The sequence below is a fragment of the Mycolicibacterium sarraceniae genome (assembly GCF_010731875.1).
Classification (GTDB): domain Bacteria; phylum Actinomycetota; class Actinomycetes; order Mycobacteriales; family Mycobacteriaceae; genus Mycobacterium; species Mycobacterium sarraceniae.
Window position 1 is genome coordinate 2,229,184 of the sequence record NZ_AP022595.1, and the last position, 19,893, is coordinate 2,249,076.

20 protein-coding genes and 1 pseudogene are annotated in these 19,893 nt (G+C 67.0%); 11 read left to right on the forward strand and 10 right to left on the reverse strand.

Annotated features, from left to right (window positions below):
• Window positions 1-19: 19 nt before the first annotated feature.
• Together G6N13_RS11090 and G6N13_RS11095 are read right to left on the reverse strand one after the other, a co-directional pair.
• Window positions 20-148 (reverse strand): transporter substrate-binding domain-containing protein, encoded by a 129-nt coding sequence (locus G6N13_RS11090; RefSeq protein WP_163697016.1) that lies wholly within the window; start codon window positions 146-148, stop codon window positions 20-22.
• A gap of 661 nt (window positions 149-809) precedes the next feature.
• Window positions 810-2,228 (reverse strand): hypothetical protein, encoded by a 1,419-nt coding sequence (locus G6N13_RS11095; RefSeq protein WP_163697018.1) that lies wholly within the window; start codon window positions 2,226-2,228, stop codon window positions 810-812.
• 483 nt (window positions 2,229-2,711) lie between these two features.
• Between G6N13_RS11095 and G6N13_RS11100 the strand changes: the two genes are divergently transcribed.
• Complete coding sequence (locus tag G6N13_RS11100; protein WP_407663923.1) at window positions 2,712-3,611, forward strand: DUF4344 domain-containing metallopeptidase; 900 nt, start codon at window positions 2,712-2,714, stop codon at window positions 3,609-3,611.
• Here G6N13_RS11100 and G6N13_RS11105 read toward each other — a convergent pair.
• Complete coding sequence (locus G6N13_RS11105; RefSeq protein WP_407663892.1) at window positions 3,604-4,326, reverse strand: TetR/AcrR family transcriptional regulator; 723 nt, start codon at window positions 4,324-4,326, stop codon at window positions 3,604-3,606. The genes G6N13_RS11100 and G6N13_RS11105 overlap by 8 nt on opposite strands.
• Window positions 4,327-4,403: 77 nt before the next feature.
• Here G6N13_RS11105 and G6N13_RS11110 point away from each other — a divergent pair, with 77 nt between their 5' ends.
• The 6 genes from G6N13_RS11110 (at window position 4,404) to deoC (ending at window position 8,390) form a co-directional block, all read left to right on the forward strand.
• Window positions 4,404-5,738 (forward strand): DUF445 domain-containing protein, encoded by a 1,335-nt coding sequence (locus G6N13_RS11110; protein ID WP_163697022.1) that lies wholly within the window; start codon window positions 4,404-4,406, stop codon window positions 5,736-5,738.
• A gap of 104 nt (window positions 5,739-5,842) precedes the next feature.
• Entirely contained in the window at window positions 5,843-6,238 is a 396-nt protein-coding gene (locus tag G6N13_RS11115; RefSeq protein WP_163697023.1) for a helix-turn-helix domain-containing protein, read from the forward strand.
• Window positions 6,239-6,315: 77 nt separating this feature from the next.
• Window positions 6,316-6,912, forward strand: coding sequence for a heparin-binding hemagglutinin (locus tag G6N13_RS11120; RefSeq protein ID WP_163697025.1), 597 nt, complete (start codon window positions 6,316-6,318; stop codon window positions 6,910-6,912).
• A 64-nt stretch (window positions 6,913-6,976) separates the two neighbouring features.
• A complete protein-coding gene (locus G6N13_RS11125; RefSeq protein WP_179965147.1) occupies window positions 6,977-7,261 on the forward strand; it encodes a DUF2516 family protein in 285 nt (94 codons plus the stop codon).
• Complete coding sequence (locus G6N13_RS11130; RefSeq protein ID WP_163697030.1) at window positions 7,258-7,677, forward strand: DUF2599 domain-containing protein; 420 nt, start codon at window positions 7,258-7,260, stop codon at window positions 7,675-7,677. Before G6N13_RS11125 ends, G6N13_RS11130 begins: the two co-directional genes overlap by 4 nt.
• Window positions 7,677-8,390, forward strand: coding sequence for a deoxyribose-phosphate aldolase (gene deoC, locus G6N13_RS11135; protein ID WP_163697032.1), 714 nt, complete (start codon window positions 7,677-7,679; stop codon window positions 8,388-8,390). The genes G6N13_RS11130 and deoC overlap by 1 nt, the downstream gene beginning before the upstream one ends.
• Window positions 8,391-8,401: 11 nt before the next feature.
• On the opposite strand, the gene G6N13_RS11140 is transcribed toward deoC, so the two are convergent.
• From G6N13_RS11140 to G6N13_RS11160, 5 genes are read right to left on the reverse strand one after another with little or no spacing between them, the layout of a single operon-like run.
• Entirely contained in the window at window positions 8,402-9,352 is a 951-nt protein-coding gene (locus tag G6N13_RS11140; protein WP_235677997.1) for an LmeA family phospholipid-binding protein, read from the reverse strand.
• Window positions 9,349-10,170, reverse strand: coding sequence for a carbon-nitrogen hydrolase family protein (locus G6N13_RS11145; protein WP_163697034.1), 822 nt, complete (start codon window positions 10,168-10,170; stop codon window positions 9,349-9,351). The genes G6N13_RS11140 and G6N13_RS11145 overlap by 4 nt, the downstream gene beginning before the upstream one ends.
• Before the next feature lie 4 nt (window positions 10,171-10,174).
• A complete protein-coding gene (locus tag G6N13_RS11150; RefSeq protein ID WP_163701995.1) occupies window positions 10,175-10,960 on the reverse strand; it encodes a class I SAM-dependent methyltransferase in 786 nt (261 codons plus the stop codon).
• Window positions 10,953-11,465, reverse strand: coding sequence for a DUF2505 domain-containing protein (locus G6N13_RS11155; RefSeq protein ID WP_163697036.1), 513 nt, complete (start codon window positions 11,463-11,465; stop codon window positions 10,953-10,955). Before G6N13_RS11155 ends, G6N13_RS11150 begins: the two co-directional genes overlap by 8 nt.
• Before the next feature lie 21 nt (window positions 11,466-11,486).
• Window positions 11,487-11,993, reverse strand: a complete 507-nt coding sequence (locus G6N13_RS11160; protein WP_163697038.1) for a DUF2505 domain-containing protein — start codon at window positions 11,991-11,993, stop codon at window positions 11,487-11,489.
• Window positions 11,994-11,998: 5 nt separating this feature from the next.
• On the opposite strand from G6N13_RS11160, the gene G6N13_RS11165 reads away from it, so the two are divergent.
• Window positions 11,999-13,084 (forward strand): UDP-N-acetylmuramate dehydrogenase, encoded by a 1,086-nt coding sequence (locus G6N13_RS11165; protein WP_163697040.1) that lies wholly within the window; start codon window positions 11,999-12,001, stop codon window positions 13,082-13,084.
• Window positions 13,085-13,530: 446 nt separating this feature from the next.
• Window positions 13,531-14,478, forward strand: a complete 948-nt coding sequence (locus G6N13_RS11170; protein WP_163697042.1) for a hypothetical protein — start codon at window positions 13,531-13,533, stop codon at window positions 14,476-14,478.
• A 140-nt stretch (window positions 14,479-14,618) separates the two neighbouring features.
• Here the strand turns inward: G6N13_RS11170 and G6N13_RS11175 are convergent.
• A pseudogene (locus G6N13_RS11175) lies at window positions 14,619-16,020 on the reverse strand (IS1380 family transposase).
• Window positions 16,021-16,198: 178 nt separating this feature from the next.
• Here G6N13_RS11175 and G6N13_RS11180 point away from each other — a divergent pair.
• Window positions 16,199-17,605: a L,D-transpeptidase gene (locus tag G6N13_RS11180; protein ID WP_235677998.1), complete on the forward strand. Its 1,407-nt coding sequence runs from the start codon at window positions 16,199-16,201 to the stop codon at window positions 17,603-17,605.
• On the opposite strand, the gene G6N13_RS11185 is transcribed toward G6N13_RS11180, so the two are convergent.
• Window positions 17,589-18,338, reverse strand: coding sequence for an SDR family NAD(P)-dependent oxidoreductase (locus G6N13_RS11185; protein ID WP_163697044.1), 750 nt, complete (start codon window positions 18,336-18,338; stop codon window positions 17,589-17,591). The two genes, G6N13_RS11180 and G6N13_RS11185, sit on opposite strands and share 17 nt — an antisense overlap.
• Window positions 18,339-18,533: 195 nt before the next feature.
• Here G6N13_RS11185 and G6N13_RS11190 point away from each other — a divergent pair, with 195 nt between their 5' ends.
• Window positions 18,534-19,841: an ROK family protein gene (locus G6N13_RS11190; RefSeq protein WP_163697045.1), complete on the forward strand. Its 1,308-nt coding sequence runs from the start codon at window positions 18,534-18,536 to the stop codon at window positions 19,839-19,841.
• The last annotated feature ends 52 nt before the right edge of the window (window positions 19,842-19,893 follow it).

Sequence of the window (19,893 nt, forward strand, 5' to 3'; positions counted from 1 at the left end):
AGTCGGCGATGCCGCAGGATCAGTTGTGCGAGCCGGACGCGTGTTCGTCGGAGCCGAACCACTTCCGATAGATCGTCTGATACGTTCCGTCTTCGCGGATGGCCAGCAGGGCTCCGTCGACAGGCTTGCGCAGGTCGCTGCCCAGCAAAGGCCAGACCGTAGTCTTCGTCGTGGAATCCGGTTCCGGTCACTTGGGCCTTACCGACACCCTGGTGGGTCACGACGAAGATGATGCCGGCCAATCCCCGCAGAATCGCCAGCGTGCGGCCGACCCAGTGCTGCGGTTCGCTGGGCTGTACCGGCGAGCGCGCCGAAGCCCCAGGCGAAAGCCTGACATATGCTCGGAAAATAGGACCGGGCTCGAGGACGAGCGGCGATATCGGATACACGGCCACCGACACCGTGCACCAGCGCAGAGCGCGACTACGAGGGCCACCAGCAACAGTGCGTACCAGCGCCTGCTCATCGAGAGCCTCCCGGGGAAGGTGATGATCGACGGATTCGCGAGCGGGTCGGTGAAATTCGTTCAGCTCCAGGGATTTTACGCCCGTCCATGGAGCGAATCCCCTGGGTGTTGATATGGGTGAGCAGCGTGACCAGGCAGGCCTCGCGGTCGACGAAGTAGTCAAAAAAGTACGGCGCGACGTCTTGGCCCGGCGAACGATGTCGGTCACCGTCGTAGCCGGGTAGCCGACCCCCACGATCGAGGCCGACAGCGCGCCGATGAGCCCCTGGGGCGGCGTCTCATCGGATCCGTCCGGCGAATGTCCGAAACTCACGGGGTCCCCCAGCATGGGTGGGTGGGTGCTTTACGGGGTGGTGCGTCGGCGCCTGGTGACCAGCATGATTGCGACAGCAGCCAAGGCCAACACGCCTGCGCCGACGGCGACGCTGATCAGCAACGTCTTGTTCCGGTCGATCCAGGATGTCTTCTGGCCAGCGGCAGTCAGTTTGACGTTGTAGCCCGGTAGCGGCTCTTGTCCGGGCGGATTGACGCCGGGCAGAGTTTGGGTCTGGTTGATGACGAACAGCGCTTCGTTCGTGTCGGTCTTCGACCACTGGCCCCACGCCGGGATCTCCTCGTCGAGCAACACCTTGGTGATGCCGTTGACGGTGGGATCGGCACCGAGATCGGTCAGCGTCTTCACCCGGAACGGTGCGGACGCCCCCCGGTCGAACTTCACCTGGACCAGCACGTTCCGCTGCGTGTTCAGCTTGGCCGGCGGCTGCGGAGGCGCCTGACCGGGGGCCGGCTCGTATCCGCCGCCGGAGAAGCTACCCACCGACAGGTTGGTGGCCGGCCCTGGCGCTGCTCCTGGCGTCGCCGGCTCCGGACGCGTCATCGCGGTGAAGTTGTAGACGCCGGTGTTGGGGACGTTCACCGTGGCGCGCTGCAGTGGCGGCACGGTGAACACCTGAGGCTGACCGCCGAAGGTGTACACGACACTGAGCGGTGTGCGGTACGGGTTGGTGAACACCGGACGGTAGAAGCGGTCATACGAGATCCAGCTCGAATTCCACAGTGACACAGGGCTGCTCAAGCTCAGGCCCGTGGTCAAAGCGGAGCCGCTCGTGATCGATGAGACAGACGACTCGTAGCTGGAGAATTCTTCCGACGTCATCGTGGTGGTCGTCGTGGTCGTCGCTTCGGAGTCCGACGCGGTCTTGACATCGGATTGCGGGGCCTGCGGACCCTGCGGTGTCGGCTCGGAGGGGTTGCCGTTCCCGCCTCCGGTGCCGGGTCCCTCGCCGGGCACCTCGTTCATACCGCCGCCGCCGGGCACCTCGCTCATGCCGCCCCCGCCGGGCTCCGCACCGCCGCCGCCGGGCTCGTCGTGACTACCGCCGCCGGGCACCTCGTTCATACCGCCGCCGCCGGGCACCTCGCTCATGCCGCCCCCGCCGGGCTCCGCACCGCCGCCGCCGGGCTCCGCACCGCCGCCGCCGGGCTCGTCGTGACTACCGCCGCCGCCGGGTTCGCCGTGGGTGCCCCCGCTGGGCTCCTCCATACCGCCGCCGCTGGGCTCCTCCATACCGCCGCCGGAGGGCTCCTCGACGCCGCCGCCTCCGCTATTGCCGCCGCCGCCGTCGTAGCTGCTGCCGCCGTCGTCGCCGTCATAAGGGTCGGCCGCGCTCACCGGGGCACCAGCAAACATGGTGCTCAACGACACCGCGACCGCCGCGACAACCCCTGCGGGCTTGCGATACGCGAAACTCTCGGATCCCACCCTGACTCCCCTCGGCATGCGGGACGGCTTTTGCGATGTCGAAGCCATGCCCACTAGATCGAAACACATTCCATCTGAACCTGAATGACCTTCATACACGGTTTGTGCGCTCTCCATTCGTGGTTTGCCTTGCGGCAGCGAGGGGCGGCGCGGCATACCTGGTCCGATCGTGTCTGGTACGGCGCATGCAGACTCACCCTTGAATTGGCATGTCGCTGAGGATCGTTGCGAATCGTCCTCGACGCCAATGGCATGTGGACAATAGGCACGGCGCCTTCCGAGACCGCAATTGGACGCTACCAATCGGCAGCTGCGTTGGCGGGGAGAAACATCCGTGCAACGCGCAAACATGGGTATGCGCTTGTACCAATCCCGTGACCAAGCGACCTGGTGATCGCCCAGCGCCGTGGGTGTGCTCCAGTTAACATCATCCCGCGTTGGGCGATCGAATCTGGGGGACTGGTGCGCGGGCGAACCTGCTCGATGGGGATGGCGCTGTTGGCGCTGGCAGTCGTTGCGGCTGGCTGCGGAAGCGACGATGCACCGAGCTCGTCGGAGGAGCCGTCGGATGCGCCGGTGGCCGTGATCGCCCAGGCGCCGCCGGAGGTGTCCGGTAAGCCGGACATCAACGCGAATGGGGCGCCGGACGGGTCGGCCGACGACAAGGACTGGCCAGGCACGATGACGGCGAGGTACGAGGACGCGACCTCCCCGGAAGCGATCATCGGCCGCGACATCCTGAAGAACGATCACCTGTTGGAAGATCTCGCCAACGGGATGACCGATTCGATGAAGCTGCCCTACGACATTCCGTTGATCGGCAAGCAGTGCGGTTCTGCGAACGCCTACTGGAGCCCCGGCGATCAATCGATCACCATCTGCTACGAAGACGCGGCCGATGCACTGGACATTTACACCAAGGCCGGTGACGCCGACCCCAGGACGTCGGCGATCAACTCCGAGATCGCCACGTTCTACCACGAGAGCGGTCACATGGTGATCGACCTCTACGACCTTCCTGTGACCGGTAAGGAAGAGGACGTCGCCGATCAGCTGGCCGCGTACGTCCTGCTGGTGCCCGGCCCGGACGGGAAGATCGATCCCGCGTCGGTGCGAGCTGTCAAGGACTTCGCCCGCGAATTCAAGGGGTACAGCGACCAAAAGGGCGGCACCATCGACGACGGCCAGCTCTCGGATGTGCACTCGCTGGATCTCGCCCGCATGTACAACCTCGAATGCTGGGTCTACGGCGCCGATCCCGCCGGCAACGCCGATGTGGTCAAGAATGGCTCGCTGCCCCAGGACCGCGCCGACGGGTGTGAGGACGAGTACACCAGGCTGAGCAGCGCATGGGATGCCTTGCTCGGCCCGTATCTCAAGTAAGCGTGGGCGGGAGCACCGGGGACGGGTGGGGGCCGGCGTTGAACATGCTCAGCGAGCCGCCGGCCTCGACTATGCCGCACAGCGCGTTCCAGCACAGCATGGTCAGGTAGTCGATCAACTCGGCACTGGTCATCCGGGGATTAGTTATCCACGAGTGCGTCGCCAACTGGACGCCACCGACGATCAGATTGGCCCAGGGTTCGACCCCGCCGGTATTCATCCCGGCTCTCGACATGCGCCTGCGCAGGACCACCGCGAGCATCCTGGCGATGATTTGCTCCGAATCAGCAATGACTTTGTTTTTGCTGGCCGAACTGTTTGCCATCACGAATCGGTAGGGTTCCGGCTCGTTGGCGACGGTGTCCACGTAGACCCGGATGATCTCGCGGGTGAGGTCGAAACCGTCCATGTTCGACGACAATGCCGCGGCCATATTGGGGATTAGAGTCGTCTGCGCGAAGCGCATCATGACCGCCGTCGTCAGATCGTTCTTGTCGACGAAGTAGCGGTAGAGCACCGTCTTGGAGACGCCGATTTCCGCAGCTATATCGTCCATGCTGACGTCGTGACCGCGCTGGCGGACAGCTTCGAGGGCGCCATCCACCAACTCAGTGCGACGTTCAACCTTGTGCTGGTGCCAGCGTCGCTTGCGACCGTCGGTCTTGGCGGGCCCGTGGTTGGTCTGCTGTGCCACTATCGCGAAATCCGTTCCCATCTTTCTCGACGATTCTACTGTCCAACCAAAGGGCAGGGTCACATTAACTGGCTCGCCGGATAGCGGATGATGTGGGTGTGGCAGCCAAACACCGCTTCCCGGCGTTGCCGACGGAGGTAGCCCGTACGGGTACATCGCTTGCGGAGACGTTTGCCGGGGCCGACTCGCAAGCGGACGCGCAGCGGTGCCGCGGGCTGCGCCGGATGAAGGCCGTTGCGCTGGGCTTTCTGCTCGGTGCGACGGTGATCTTCCTGGTCTGCCGGTGGGGTCAGGCCCAGGGCGGACCTGCCTGGATCGGCTACGTGGGGGCGGCCGCGGAGGCCGGGATGGTGGGCGCACTGGCCGACTGGTTCGCCGTCACCGCCCTGTTCCGGCACCCACTGGGGCTCAAAATCCCGCATACCGCGATCATCAAGCGCAAGAAGGATCAGCTCGGCGAGGGGCTGGGCTCGTTTGTGCGGGAGAACTTCCTCTCACCGGAGGTGGTGGAGACCAAGCTGTGCGACGCCGAGGTGGCCAGCCGATTGGGCAAGTGGCTGTCGGAACCGTCGCACGCCGCCCGGGTCGCCAGCGAGGCCGGCACGGTCCTGCGCGTCGTCGTGGAACTGCTCAACGACGACGACATCCAACTTGTCATCGACCGCACCATCGTCAGACGGCTCGCCGAGCCCCAGTGGGGGCCACCGGTGGGCCGGGTGCTGGCGCAGCTGCTGGCCGAGAACCGCCAGGAGGCGCTGATCCAGCTGCTGAGCGACCGGGCGTTCCAGTGGGCGCTCAACGCCGGCGAGACCATCGAGCGCGTCGTCACCCGTGACTCGCCCACGTGGTCACCGCGGTTCGTCGACACGTTGGTGGGCGACCGGATCCACCGGGAGCTGATGGACTTCACCGACAAGGTGCGTCGCGACCCCAATCATGAACTGCGCCAGTCGGCTACGCGTTTCCTGTTCGAGTTCGCCAACGATCTGCAGAACGACGAGGCGACGATCGCGCGCGCCGAGGCGGTCAAGGAACAGTTGATGGCGCGCGACGAGGTGACCCGGGCGGCCGAGACCGCGTGGAAGACGTTGAAGCGCTTAGTGCTCGACGGTGTGGACGATCCTTCGAGCGCGCTGCGCACACGAATCACCGATTCGATTGTGCGGATCGGGGAGTCGCTGCGCGACGACATTGAGTTGCGCGCCAAGGTGGACAACTGGATCGTGCGCGGAGCCCAACATCTGGTCGCCCAGTACGGGGGCGAGATCACCACGATCATCACCGACACCGTCGAGCGCTGGGATGGTGACGAGGCGAGTCGCCGGATCGAGTTACACGTCGGCCGCGACCTGCAATTCATCCGGATCAACGGCACGGTGGTAGGCGCTCTGGCCGGCCTGATTATCTACACCGTGGCGCAGGTCATATTCTAAATCAGCGCTCTGAGCTGCGCTAGCAAGTGCTTGCAAAAGTTAGCACCCCCACGTAGTGTGGCGAGGGTACGCATCGGATACCCAACGCGACGGGAGGTGAACCCATGGCGCAAGACGGCGATCTTCAGGCCGTGGTGGCCACTGCCGCGCATGACATCGGTGGCTTCATCAGGGCGCAGCGTGAAGCCGCTCAGGTGTCGGTGCGACAGTTGGCCGAGAAGGCCGGTGTCAGCAATCCGTACCTCAGTCAAATCGAACGAGGCCTACGGAAACCCTCTGCGGAGGTGCTGGGCCAAATTGCCAAGGCGCTGCGGCTGTCGGCCGAGGTGCTCTACATCCGGGCGGGGATGCTCGAACCGGGAGAGCCGAGTCAGGTGCACGACGCGATTATCGGAGACACCGTGATCACCGAGCGTCAGAAGCAAGTGCTGCTCGACATTTACACGTCGTTCGTTCAGCAGAACGAAGCTGCCCGTGAGGAGGAGCTGTCGACTGAGTAACAGACCAGCTACCCCTGATGAAAACCGTTAACTGACAACCCGATTCGAACATCGGAACATCTGGAAGGAGCCATGACATGGCTGAGAACACGAACGTAGAAGACCTGAAGGCCCCGCTGCTCGCTGCTGTCGGCGCGGCCGACCTGGCCCTGGCCACCGTCAACGAGATCCTCGCGACCCTGCGCGACCGAGCCGAAGAGGCCCGTTCCGAGGCCAGCACCCGCGTCGAAGAGCGCCGCGCGGCGCTGACCAAGCTGCAGGAAGACCTGCCTGCCCGTGCCGAGGAGATTCGCGGCAAGCTGTCCACCGAAGAGCTGCGTAAGGCTGCGGAGGGCTACGTCGAGTCCGCCACCGCGACGTACAACAGCCTCGTCGAGCGCGGCGAGGCCGCCCTGGAGCGGCTGCGCAATCAGTCTGACCTCAAGGACGTCGCCGCCCGTGCCGAGGGCTACGTCGACCAGGCCGTCGAGCTGACCCAGGAGGCGCTGGGCAACGTGTCGTCGCAGACCCGTGCGGTCGGCGAGCGCGCCGCCAAGCTGGTCGGTGTCGAGCTGCCTGCCAAGGCCGCCCCGGCCAAGAAGGCTCCGGCCAAGAAGGCCGCTCCGGCCAAGGCGGCCGCCAAGAAGGCTCCGGCCAAGAAGGCCGCTCCGGCCAAGAAGGTCACCCAGAAGTAAGTGACCGCCCCCCGGGGCGACTAGTTCGACGTTGAGGGGGGTGCCCGCATAGGCTGGCGGCGTGATGCTTGCTGGTCTCGCGGGTACCATCCTCGAAGTCGTTCGGTGGCTGGTCATTTCTGCCACCCTCTATTCTTTTGTGCACGCCGCCATTCAGCGGCCTGACGCCTACACGGCCGCCGAGAAACTGACCAAGCCTGTGTGGCTAGTCATCCTCGGCGTCGCCGGTCTGCTCGCAGTGGTCGGAGTCCTGGACATCATGGGCGTCGCGATCGCCGCGGTGGCCGCCGGTGTCTACCTGGTGGATGTCCGGCCCAAGCTGCTCGAGGTCCAGGGGAAGTCGCGTTGAGCGCACGACATCGCGTGGCCTTGGTCCTCGCCGTCATCCCGGTCGGGCTGAGCCTGGCTGGCCCGGCCACGGCCGCCCCCGCTCCCGCGCCGCCGTTCATCGATCATGTCCAGTGGGTGAGCTGGGGAGATCTGAAAAGCCTGCGGGTGTATCCCACCCCGGCCGGCCGGCAGGCGGCCGGCCAACTGTTGAAGCCCCCGGGAGAAATAGATGAGGCGTGGGGAGAGGTCCTGGCGCAGGCTCCCGACGCGGACCTGCCCGGTATGCGAGCGCAATTCGTCTGCCACTTCCGGTTCGCCGAATTCGGCCAACCCGGCAAGACCAGCTGGAACCTGGAGCCGTTCCGGCCCGTCGTCGACGACGAGACGATGACGCAGGCGGGCTGTAATCCTGGTGGCCCGGCGGAGCCGTTCTGATGATCCGGCGGGCAGGAGCGAAGCGACCCGGGGATGTGCCCAGCCCAGCTGAGGTCGCTGCCCTCGTCGACCACACGCTGCTCAAGCCCGAGGCCACCGACGCCGACGTCATCGCCCTGGTCGCCGAAGCAGCCGATCTCGGGGCGTACGCGGTGTGCGTGTCCCCATCGATGGTGACGGCCGCCCACAAGGCCGTGGGCGCTCATCCCGAGAGCCCCGTCATCGCCGCTGTCGCCGGCTTCCCCTCTGGCAAGCACCTGCCGGGCATCAAGGCGAACGAAGCCTCGGCGGCCGTCGAACACGGTGCGGCCGAGATCGATATGGTCATCGATGTCGGCGCTGCGCTGGCCGGCGAGATCGCGGCAGTAGCCGCCGATATCGCGATGGTGCGGTCCGCGGTGCCCGGCGCGGTATTGAAGGTCATCGTCGAATCTGCCGCTCTGCTAAGCCTTTCCGGCGAGGCGACGTTGGTGGCGGTGTGCCGCGCAGCCGAAGAATCCGGTGCCGATTTCGTCAAGACCTCCACCGGCTTTCATCCCGCGGGCGGCGGGTCGGTGGCTGCCGTCGAGATCATGGCGGGAACCGTTGGCGGGCGCCTCGGTGTTAAGGCAAGCGGCGGTATCCGCACGGCCGAGCACGCGCTGGCGATGCTCGACGCGGGGGCGACCCGGCTCGGATTGTCCGGGACGCGCGCCGTCCTGGACGGGCTTTAAGTAGCCGGGCCCTAGACCCCGGCGAAGCAGGGATCCTGCTGGCCGTTGGGGATCGTCGCGTTGCTGGTGATGAACTTCGCGCTGACGCCACTGTCGGTGACCGACACGCTGTCGGCGTGAATGCCCATCGGCAGGTTCTTGGTCAGCGTGGACATGAACGCGTCCAGCGCCGGCTGCACCGATTCCTTCGGAAGCATGAAACCCAGCCCGGTCAGGCTGACCACCTGCAGGGTCAGTGCACTGTTGGTTACCGCCGGTTTGACGATCACGCTGCCCAGCCCGCCCTGCAGTTCGATGGTGCCGGCCGAGGACGAGGTGGTCACCCCGCTGATCAGACTGCCCAGGAACGGGATTGCGCCCTGCACGGTCTGCTTGATGCCGTCGCTGGACCAGGTGATGTCGGCATCCAGTGAGCCCATCGTCCCGGCCGAGTTGGCGGTCTGGTTGATCTGGATGTCATCGAGCCACAGGTCGAGCTTCATGCCCTTGGCCTGGCGGATCTGATTGCCCGCCGTCTCGACGTGAATGTCGTTGTAGTGCTTGGTGAGGTGCTGCAGCAGGAATGGCCGCACGCCGAACGAGACCTTCGCCTGGTCCTGCACCACGCAGGACACCGCCCTGGACACTACGGTGTCGGCCACGTGGCGCACGTAGAGCTCAGTGCCCAGCAGCCCGGCGAGCACCACGGCCACCACGATGATCAGCGACAGGACGATCGTCAGCGGGTCGCGCAGGAACCCCCGCTTGGGTTCCTCGGGCTCCTCCGACGATGGCGCCGGCGGGGCGGGCGGAACCAGTGGCGGAACGACCTGCGAGAACTGCTGCGTCGGCGGATCGACCGGGCCACCCGGCCGGGGGATGTACTCGGTGGGTGTGCCCTGCCCCGGGGCCGCTGGCCACGCCGGGGTTGTCGGGTCGCCGGGGCCGACGGGATGATTCGGGCCTTGTGGCGGGTTTGTCACCTGGGCGATTCTGCCTTATCGGCCTGAGCGAACTCTGAGCGGTTACGCAGCACCCCGAGTGCTTCCCGCACCGGTGCGACGCGATCGATGTCGATATCGGCGACCACCAACTGCGGATCGTCGCCGGCCGATGCCACCACTTCGCCGAGCGGGGAGGCCACCAGACTTCCGCCGACGCCGGTCGGCGCCTTGGACGCGGTGGCCATCTCGTCGCCCGGATAGCCCTGGTCGACGGCAGCCACAAAACAGGTCGAGTCCAGCGCGCGAGCCCGCGCCAACAGGGTCCACTGCTGCAGCTTGCCCGGCCCGGCACCCCAGGACGCGTGGACGGTGATCAGCTGCGCGCCGCGGTCGGCAAGGTCGGTGTACAGGGCGGGGAAGCGGACGTCGTAGCAGAGGGTGAGCCCCACACCGACACCGTCGACGGTGATCACCACCGGCTCCCGGCCGGGCGCCACCGCCTCGGATTCAGCAAATCCGAATGCGTCGTACAGGTGGATCTTGTCGTAGTGCGCGTCCACTCCGGCACCGACGGCCAGCACCGTATTGGTGACCCTGCCGTCGGAAACCGGGGTGAACATACCCGCCAGCACCGTGATCCCCGCGCCGTCCGCGATGCGGCGCACCTCGTCAGCCCACGGTCCGTCCAGCGGCTGCGCTACCGGGGCCAGCGGAACCCCGAACCGGCACATCATGCCTTCGGGGAAGGCCACCAACCGGGCACCGGCGTCGGCGGCCCGGCGGGTGTAGTCCTCGACCAGCTTCAGGTTCACGGCCGGGTCGGCGTCCGAGAGCAATTGGGCCAGCGCAATTCGCATCCGGTCAGCTTACGTGCGGCGCCACCGTCGACCAGGGCACCGTCAGCACCGCATCGCGGGCATTGCGGCGCTGCGTCTCGATCGGCACGCCGGCTGCGTGCAGCTCGGTGAGCATGGCCCGCCAGCGGTCCCGCGGGCCGAACACCGAATGACCGGCCGAAGCCGCCCAGGCGCGATCCGCTGTGGCCAGCAAGGTATGGATGGATTGTCCCGGAACATTTTGGTGGATAAGGACTTTCGGTAGGCGCTCGGCCAGATCCGACGGGCGCTCGATATGCCGGGGATCGCACGCCAGGGTCAGGCTCACCGGGCCGTCGCGGTCCAGCAGCACCCAACAGCAGCGCCTGCCGAGTTCGTCGCAGGTGCCGTCGAGGATCAGCCCGCCCGGCGCAAGCCGCGTCCGCATTTCCGCCCACGCCGCGTCCACCGCGTCTTCGGGGTATTGCCGCAAGACGTTGAACGCCCGCACCAGAATCGGATGTAATCCGGCGAGTTCGAAACCGCCGACCGCGAATTCGACACCGTCGACGGGGGGCGCCACGCGCTGCGGATCGATCTCCAGGCCGATCACCCGGATATCGGCGCGCACCGCGCGCAGCCGTGTCGCCAGTTCCAGCGTGGTGACGGGCAATCGGCCGTAGCCGAGGTCGACGATCACCGGATCGGCGGCCGACTCCAACGCACCGCGGACCCGCGGCGAGTTCACCAGCCAGCGGTCGGCCCGCCGCAGCCGATTGGCGTTGGTGGTGCCGCGGGTCGGAACGCCGACCGGGCGGGGCGGTCTAGTAATGGCCGGCGATCCAGTCCCGGGTGAAATCCCTTTCGTGGTCGAACAATCCGCGCAAACCGTCGCAGGCCCACTTCTCGATCTTGCCGCCGAGGAGCGGCACGTTGACCTTGCACAGGCTGCTCAGCCGTAGCTCACTGCCCCCGGCGGCCTGTTGCAGCACGTAGGTGCCGTCGAAGTGCAGCGGGGCAGCGGGCACCAGTGCCCGGTAGTGCCCGTCGGCGGAATTCTTCGCGGCGTCGAACGCGTCGAAATGTTGTTCGCGGGTGATGGTGAGCCGCAACGGAACCACCGGCGCGATCAACGACGGCACATCCCGGCGCGACACCGTGTGGGTGAACGCGATATCGGTGCCGTTCGGGCTGGACTCGAACCGGGTGAGCTCCGAATCGGTGTGCTTATGGTGTTCGGCCACCAGGTCTTCCCAATACTCTCGGCTGGTGAAGCTCAGGTAGAGATCAGCGACGGGCCTATCGAGCTCGATGACATAGTCCAAGCGGCGCGACATGAGGCAACGGTACCTGCGGCGTCAGCCGTTCTCAGCGATCCACCTGGTGGTGAACCGCTGCTCGGCGATCAGCAGATCGACCAGCTGATGGCCGATGAGGTTCTCCACCTTGCCGCCGACCAGCGGGATTCGCACCTCGACTGTGGCCCGAAAAGCCAAGTGCGCCCGCAATTCTGACGGGACAAGCGCAGCACTGCCGGTCACCGTCACCGGCGCGCCGGGGATGGCGCCGCTGACGGTGGCCTCGGCCTGGCCGCCCACCAGACCGGTCCAGTGCTCCGCGCGCCGGATTTCCAGGTCGCCATGGTGGAACTGGTGGACGACGGCTGGCAGCCGGTCGGCCCGCAGCACCTGGGTGGTGCTCACCTCGACGCCCCCGTCGGGGGTCGCGCGGATCGAGTTAAGCGTCGCGTCGTCGGCGCCGGAACCGGCCAGCCGGGCCAACCAGTACTGCTTGTCGAGGAATGCCCGGTGCACCTGTTCGACGCTGCCCTCGTAGTCGGTGGCCATGTCGAAGGAACGAGGCATAGCTGGTGAGGCTACCGTTACGGCCTGTGGGAGCGGGGAATCCTTACCTTGGCGCGGCGGTGGCCGAGAACGTGCCGCTGGCTCCGCTGACCACCTTGCGGGTCGGCCCGATTGCGCGCCGAGTCATCACCTGCACCACCTCCGAGCAGGTCGCGGCGGCCTTGGGTGCCGTCGACGAGGCGGCCGACGGTCCGGTCCTGGTGTTGGCCGGCGGGTCCAACGTCGTGATCGCCGACGACCTCACCGATCTGACTGTCGTCCGGCTGGCCAATCAGACCATCAGGGTCGACGGCAGGCTGCTGCGCGCCGATGCCGGCGCGGTCTGGGATGGCGTGGTGGTCGCCGCGGTGACGGCCGGCCTGGGTGGGTTGGAATGCCTGTCCGGTATTCCCGGGTCGGCCGGGGCCACCCCGGTGCAGAACGTCGGTGCCTACGGCGTGGAGGTGGCCGACTACCTGACCCGGGTGCGACTGTTGGACCGCCGGAGTTCCCAGGTGCGCTGGGTACCCGCCGATAATCTCGGACTGACCTACCGGCACAGCGTTCTGAAGAACTCCGCGGACGCGGTGGTGCTGGAGGTGGAGTTCGCCCTCGATGATGCCGGCCGCTCGGCTCCGCTGCGGTACGGCGAGCTGACCGGGGCGCTCGGCGTACTGGCGGGGGAGTGTGCAGAGCCCGCCGAGGTGAGGGCCGCCGTGCTGGGGCTACGGGCACGCAAAGGCATGGTGCTCGACGCCGGCGACCACGACACCTGGAGCGTCGGGTCGTTCTTCACCAACCCCGTCGTCTCCGCCGACCGATTCGAGGCACTGCAGGCCGGCCGCGACGATCCGGTGCCGCGCTATCCGGTGGCCGACGGGGTCAAACTGGCCGCCGGCTGGCTGGTCGAGCAGGCCGGCTTCGGTAAGGGCTACCCGAGCAGCGGGGCGCCGTGCCGGTTGTCGACCAAACACGCGCTTGCGCTGACCAACCGCGGCGATGCGACCACTTCCGACGTGCTGGCGCTGGCCCGGACCGTCCGTGACGGCGTGTACGAGGTGTTCGGAATCGTGCTGGTACCGGAGCCGGTGCTCGTCGGCTGTGCCCTCTAGGCCACTCCCAAATCTGTGAGATAGACCGTGTTCCTAATCAGCGCCTTGGGGCCGGCCGTCGTCGGCGGCGCTGTACTGCTGCGCCCAACTTCGCCAACGCCGTCATGTCCGGCCGTGGCACTTCATGTCGACGAGTCAGGGCTCACCTACGAGGTCAACGGCGGTGAAATCGTATTCACCGGTCTGGAGTTCGGGGGCTCGGTGGCCGCGTTCGGGAAGTGGTTCGGTTAGTCACTCCGACCGGACGCACCCGTAAGGCCTGTTCGTCGCAGCCCCCGTCCCGCCGAACCGGAGATTCCTCCCGCCGTGGCGACACAGCCGGTGAAAATCTTGATAATTAACCCGCGCCGCAGAAAATAGGGAAAATGGTGGGTAACCAGCCCGCACACGGGTGAGCTTCGGCGGCGACGGGGGATTGCGATATGGCCACTAAAACGGGGACTGCCGTGACGAGCGGACGTAACCGCACGTTGGGTGTCAGAACATGGCTGGGGGCGGGTGCTCTGACGCTGGGCGTGGGTGCGGCGCTGGCGGGTGCCGCCGGCGTTGCCCAAGCCGACGCCGGCGGCCACCAGGCCTCGAGTTCTGCGTCGTCCAGCTCGTCGACCAAGGCTGATGCCGGGACTGATGCCGGGCCGAAGCGCAGTAAGAGCGCCGCGACGACCAAACGGGTGAGCACGCCGTCGGTCAAGGCGTCCAGTAGGGCGTCGTCGTCGGCCGGTGCCACATCCGCTGCCAAGACCCCCAGCGCATCTGAGACCAGCACGACGACGCAGACGATCACGACCCCGTTCGGCCCGATCACGGTGACCATCAGCGCGACGGCCCCGGCGACCGGTGCCAGTGGCCCGGTGGAATTGGCCGTGAACGCCGGCACCCCGCTCGGCAACGCCAAATTCTCGCTGGCCGGGCTGGAAACCTTTACCGCGACGCCCACACCCAAAGTCCAGGTCGCCCTCAACAGCGGGACGCTGCACATGCCCGCCCCGGTGGCCTTCCTGGTGAGTTCGGCCGGCTCCGCGGTACTGGGCGCCATCTCGGCCTACGACAGCACCACCTCGTTGGTCACCTCGGTGAAGAACGGCGACGTGGTCGGTGCGGCGCAGACCTTCCTCGAAGGCGGCCCCCGGCTGGCGAAGGCCCTTCTGTTCGGCCAGCAGTCGATCACCCTGCCGATCGACCTCGGTGCGACGGGCCAAACCGCACAGCTGAGCATTCCGTTCGGCGGCTTCTTCGCGCCGCTCAAGCCGGTATCGGTGACCTGGCCGGGTTACGGCTACACCGATGAGGGCACTGGAGCTCAAGTCACCGTCGACCCGGTCGATATTTCCTTTGCTGGCACCCGGTTCGGCGGTGTCGGGCAGGCGCTGCTGCAACTGTTCGGTCTCGCGTAGGTCGGCTTAGCCTGAATCCACCGACGGGTGGTGAGTAGGGTTGATCTTCGTTGGCGTCGGTCTTCCGGGTGTGGGCGTGAGGTAGTTGCTGGTCTGTCCAGCTTTTCCTGTGTGTTCCGGTCGGGCCTTTCGGCGGTTGGTCAGGTTGTCGCAGGTAGTGGTGGGCTGTGTCCGATGGTGTTGTGCCACAGTGCAAGCCAGGACCTGGACCACGGCCAGTGGGAGGGTAGGTGCAGGATCGGGCGGCGCTGGGGACGGGCCAGTCGGGCGGGAACATTGACGATGGTGCGTCGCAGTGTCGATCCGCGTGCTCGGGTGTGCCGCTCTCCGGCTAGGACACCGGCCGCGCGCAGCAGGTTGTGGGCGATCGCCGAGCACAACATCCAGGCCGAGTTCGCGCCGAACCGGCCCGAGGGCAGATGCGCCAGCGGTCCGTCGATGAGATCGGCGAATACGGTCTCGATGATCGCGTGCTGGCGGTGGGTGATGTCGGCCTGATCGACGGGCAGGTCGGTGTTGGTGAGAAACGGGTGATACCGCCACACCGGGAACAGCGTGTCACGGTAGCGGGCGTCCTTGACGCGGCGGACCACCAATCGGGCCGTGATGCGATCGGGGGTGGAGGCGAATGCGGTGTAGTCGATTTCGGCGACCTCGGCATCAGAGATCCAGGTACCGGTGTCGGGGTCTTGGACGGCGCCGGGATAACGCACTGGCGTCCACGCCGTCTCGTCGATCCCGGCGAGCGCGCGTTCGATGGCGGGATTGCGGGTCATCACCAGCGAGAACCGCGCACCATGGCGCACGCAGGCGGTAATCACCGCGCGCGAGCCGTAGGCCGAATCCCCGCGCACCAGAATCTGCCCGCTGGCTCCGCGGCGCGGCGGTGCCGATCGCCTGGGCGACCATCCGCCCGGCCCCCTTACTGGAGTTGGCCCGCCCGGCGCGGAGCCGCATCCCGGCGATCACCGGCGCAGCACCCGCGGTGCTGATCGTGGTGGCCAGCGGGGACAGTCCCTTGCGCAGGATCTGCTTGCCGGCGATCTTGGTGTGCCCGTAGGAGGCGCCTTGTTTGGCGTGCCCGTAGACCGGGCGTAGCAGCGAGTCGATGTCGATGAACACCTGCTGATCGGCGCCGGGTAGCAACTCGACCCGCTGACACAATGCCACCAGGTGCTCGCGTAGCACCGATTCCAACTGGCGGGCGTGCCCGAAGGTGAACTCCCGCAACAACGTTCCGACCGTCGACGGTGCGTACACCCCGCCGAAGAGGGTCTTCATACCGCCCGACCGGACCACGTCGAGGTCGTCGATGCAGTCCGCGCCCGCGCACATGCCCGCCACCACGGTGGCCAGTTTCGGGGCGGGGTTCGCCGACCCGGACGTGATCCGGGGCGCCATGATGCGGACCTTCTCATCAAACAACCTGCCCAGCCCGGTCTGCTCGGCCAACGTCATGACCGGCACAAGTCCGGCGCACGACACGAGATTGTCATCGTCGAACACCGCTGACTCCGCGGCGAACCTATGCGAAACTTGCACTGGAAGTGCCTTTCCGAACTGGACCCGATTGCTGCTTGAGAACACCAATCATCCCAGTTCAGAGGGCACTTTCTTCATTCCGACACTCGGCTAACGCCACCGCCCGTCGGTGGATTCAGGCTTAGTCACACGCTCTCAATTGGCAGTACGGCGGCTGGGTTCAGTATCTTGGATTGACGTGAGCCCATCCGACCGACTGCCGCCGATCAATCGGCGACGCGCTTTGACGGCGCTGGTCCTCGGCATGGCCGCGCCCGTTGCCCTTGCTGCGTGCGACAAGGTGCCGGGCAAACTCACCTTGACGTCAAGCCCGCCACCCAAAGCGTCGCTGACCTTCACCCCCGCCGACGCGACCACCGACGTCCTGCCGACGACTGTGGCCAGCCTGCAGGTCAAGGACGGCTGGCTGCAGCACGTCTCGCTGACAAACGCCGACGGCAGGGCCGTCGCCGGTGTGCTCAACCGCGACCGCACCGCCTTCACCGTCACCGAGCCGCTCGGTTACGGCGTCGCCTACACGTGGGCTGGCTCGGCGGTCGGGCGGGACGGCAACGCCGTGCCTGTCGCCGCGTCGTTCACCACCGTCGACCCGACCACAAAGGTCAACGGCCAGTTCCAGCTCTCCGATGGGCAGACCGTCGGGGTGGCGGCGCCGATCATCCTGCAGTTTGACGCCGCGATCGACGATGAGCACAAGCCCGATGTGGAAAAGGCGTTGACCGTCACCACGACCCCGCCGGTCGAGGGCGGCTGGGCCTGGCTGCCCGACGAGGTGGGTGGCTCGCGGGTGCACTACCGGACCCGGGACTACTACCCGGCCGGAACCAAGGTCCACGTGGACGCCCGCCTCTACGGCGTGAAATTCGGCAAGGACGCCTACGGCGCGGCCGACTCGACGCTGGACTTCGACATCGGCCGCCGCCAAGTCGTCAAGGCGGATGCGACCTCGCACCGTATCCAGGTGATCACCGACGAGGGCGTCACGATGGATTTCCCGTGCAGCTACGGCGAAGCCGACCAGCCCCGCAACGTCACTCGCAGCGGTATCCACGTCGTCAGCGAGAAGTACGCCGATTTCTACATGACCAACCAGGCCGCTGGCTACAGCAATGTGCACGAGCGCTGGGCGGTGCGGATCTCCAACAACGGGGAGTTCATCCACGCCAACCCGGCTTCATCGGGTGCGCAGGGCAACACCAATGTCACCAACGGCTGCATCAACCTGTCCACCGGGGACGCCGAGCAGTACTTCGGCACCGCTGTCTACGGCGACCCGGTCGAGGTGACGGGCACCTCGATCAAGCTGTCCTACGCCGATGGCGACATCTGGGACTGGGCGGTGGACTGGAACGAGTGGAAGGCCATGTCGGCGCTGTCCGACACGCAGCCGGAGACCAGCATTCCCAGCAGCGCGCCGGCCACCCCGGCGGATGCGCCGACACTGTCGGGCACACCCACCACGACCACCACCACGACTCCTCCTACGACGTCGAGCCGTCCCCCGACGTCGAGTGACTCGACCTCTGCGACATCGACCCCGACGACTGCCCCGACGACGACGCGGACGGCTACGACCGGCGGTTGAACCGGCTGGCGCTGGCCTGATCCCGGGGTCGGATGACGATCTGGTCGAGGTTGACGTGCGAGGGGCGGGAGGCGACGAAGCCGATCACCTCGGCGACGTCGGCGGCCACCAGCGGCGTGATGCCGGAGTAGACCTTCTCGGCACGTTGCTCGTCGCCGCCGAAGCGCACCAGCGAGAACTCCGTCTCCACCGCGCCGGGCGCAATCTCGGTGAGCCGCACCGGTTTTCCGAGGAGCTCGCCCCGCAGGGTCCGGTGCAGCGCGCCCTGGGCGTGTTTGGCCGCGGTGTACCCGCCGCCGTTGTCGTAGACCTCCAGCGCGGCGATCGAGGTGACGGTGACGATCAGCCCGTCCCCGGATGCGACGAGCTTGGGCAGTAGTGCCCTGGTCACCCGCAGTGTGCCGAGGACGTTGGTCTCCCACATCCACCGCCAGTCGTCCAGCTTCGCCTCGGCGATCGGCTCCAGCCCTTTGGCGCCGCCCGCGTTGTTGATCAACACGTCCACTCGGTTCAGGGCCGCCGCTAGGGACTCGACCGCGGCATCGTCTGTGACGTCGGCCACAATGGCCGTTCCGCCGGTCTCGTCGGCCAATCGCTGCAGTCGATCCGCCCTCCGGGCCACTACCACGACGTGAAAACCAAGGGAGGCAAGGTTTTTGGCGGTTGCCTCGCCGATGCCGGAGCTGGCGCCGGTGACCACCGCTACGCGGGAATGGGCGTCTGGAGTTGTCATCGGTCCAACTCTAGTAACTGTGCTAAGTTGCCTCTCGTGATCCGTTTCGGTCTGACCAGCTCCCTGGTCGCGCACACCGCGTGTTGTTGTCACGCGATTCGCTGCGCCTGACCGACCGGACGTTCTTCTTCTCGTTCCGCTCAAGTCGCCGGGTGTGGCATAAGCCCCCCAATCAGACTCGAGAAGGACACCCCTATGCGTACCGTCGCACTCACTTCCCGTGATCCGCTCCGGACTTCCGCCCATGACGCCGGCCGCGTCGGAGCCCGGCCGCATCCGTTGCGCACCCGCCACCACATCGTGGCCCCGTCGCTGCGGATCCCCGATGCCGCTGCCGCGGCGGTGTTCGCCGCCGTCCGCCAGCGCGGATCCATCGGCCGCGATGTGATCGCGCAGGTCACCAACCTGTCGATCGCCACGGTGAACCGCCAGGTCACCGCCCTTCTCGACGCGGGCATCCTGCGTGAGCGCGCCGACCTCGCCGTATCCGGCGCCATCGGTCGGCCGCGGATCCCCGTCGAGGTCAACCACGAGCCGTTCCTGACCCTGGGCATCCACATTGGCGCGCGGACCACCAACATCGTCGCGACCGACCTGCTGGGCCGCACCCTCGACGCTGTCGAGACCCCGACCCCGCGGGGCCGGCAGGCGGCCGCACTGGCTTCCCTGGCCGGCAGCGCCCGCCGGTACCTGAGCCGCTGGCATCGCCGGCGCCCGCTGTGGATCGGTGTCGCGATCGGTGGCGTCGTCGACAGCGTGACGGGCCACGTAGACCACAGTCGGCTGTCCTGGTCCCAGGCTCCGGTCGGCCCGGTGCTCGCCGAGGCGCTGGGCTTGCCCGTGTCGGTGGCCTCGCACGTGGATGCGATGGCCGGCGCCGAGGTCCTGCTCGGCCTACGCCGCCCGCCGGCGCCGACGTCGAGCAGCCTGTATGTCTATGCCCGAGAGACGGTCGGTTTCGCGCTGGTGATCGGCGGCCGGGTGCACAGCCCGTCCAGCGGCCCCGGCACCATCGCCGCGCTGCCGGTGTCCTCCGAATTATTAGGCAGCAGTGGGCAATTGGAGTCCACGGTCGGTGACGAGGCCGTGCTGGCCGCGGCCCGAAAGCGCGGTGTCGTGCCGGCTTCTGGCCCGGGTTCCTCGATGGCCACCCTGCTGCGTGCGGCCCGCCAGGGCGATACCCCCGTTGCGGTGGGGGCAAAGGAACTGTTGGTCGAACGGGCCCGCGTCCTTGGTGGAGCGGTGGCGCTGCTGCGCGACATGCTCAACCCTGATGACCTTGTCGTCGGCGGTCAGGCGTTCACCGAGTACCCCGAGGGCATCCAACTGGTGGAGGCCGCGTTCACCGAGCGTTCGCTGCTGCCAGCCCGCGATATCCGGGTGACCGCGTTCGGCAACCGGGTGCAGGAAGCCGGTGCCGGCATCGTGTCGCTGGGCGGGCTGTACGCCGACCCGATCGGCGCATTGAGACGGGCGCAGAACCGCCGCGACGCCGCGGTGTAAAGATGGAGGCGTGCGGCACGCCCGGGAACTGACTGACAGTTCGATCGATGGC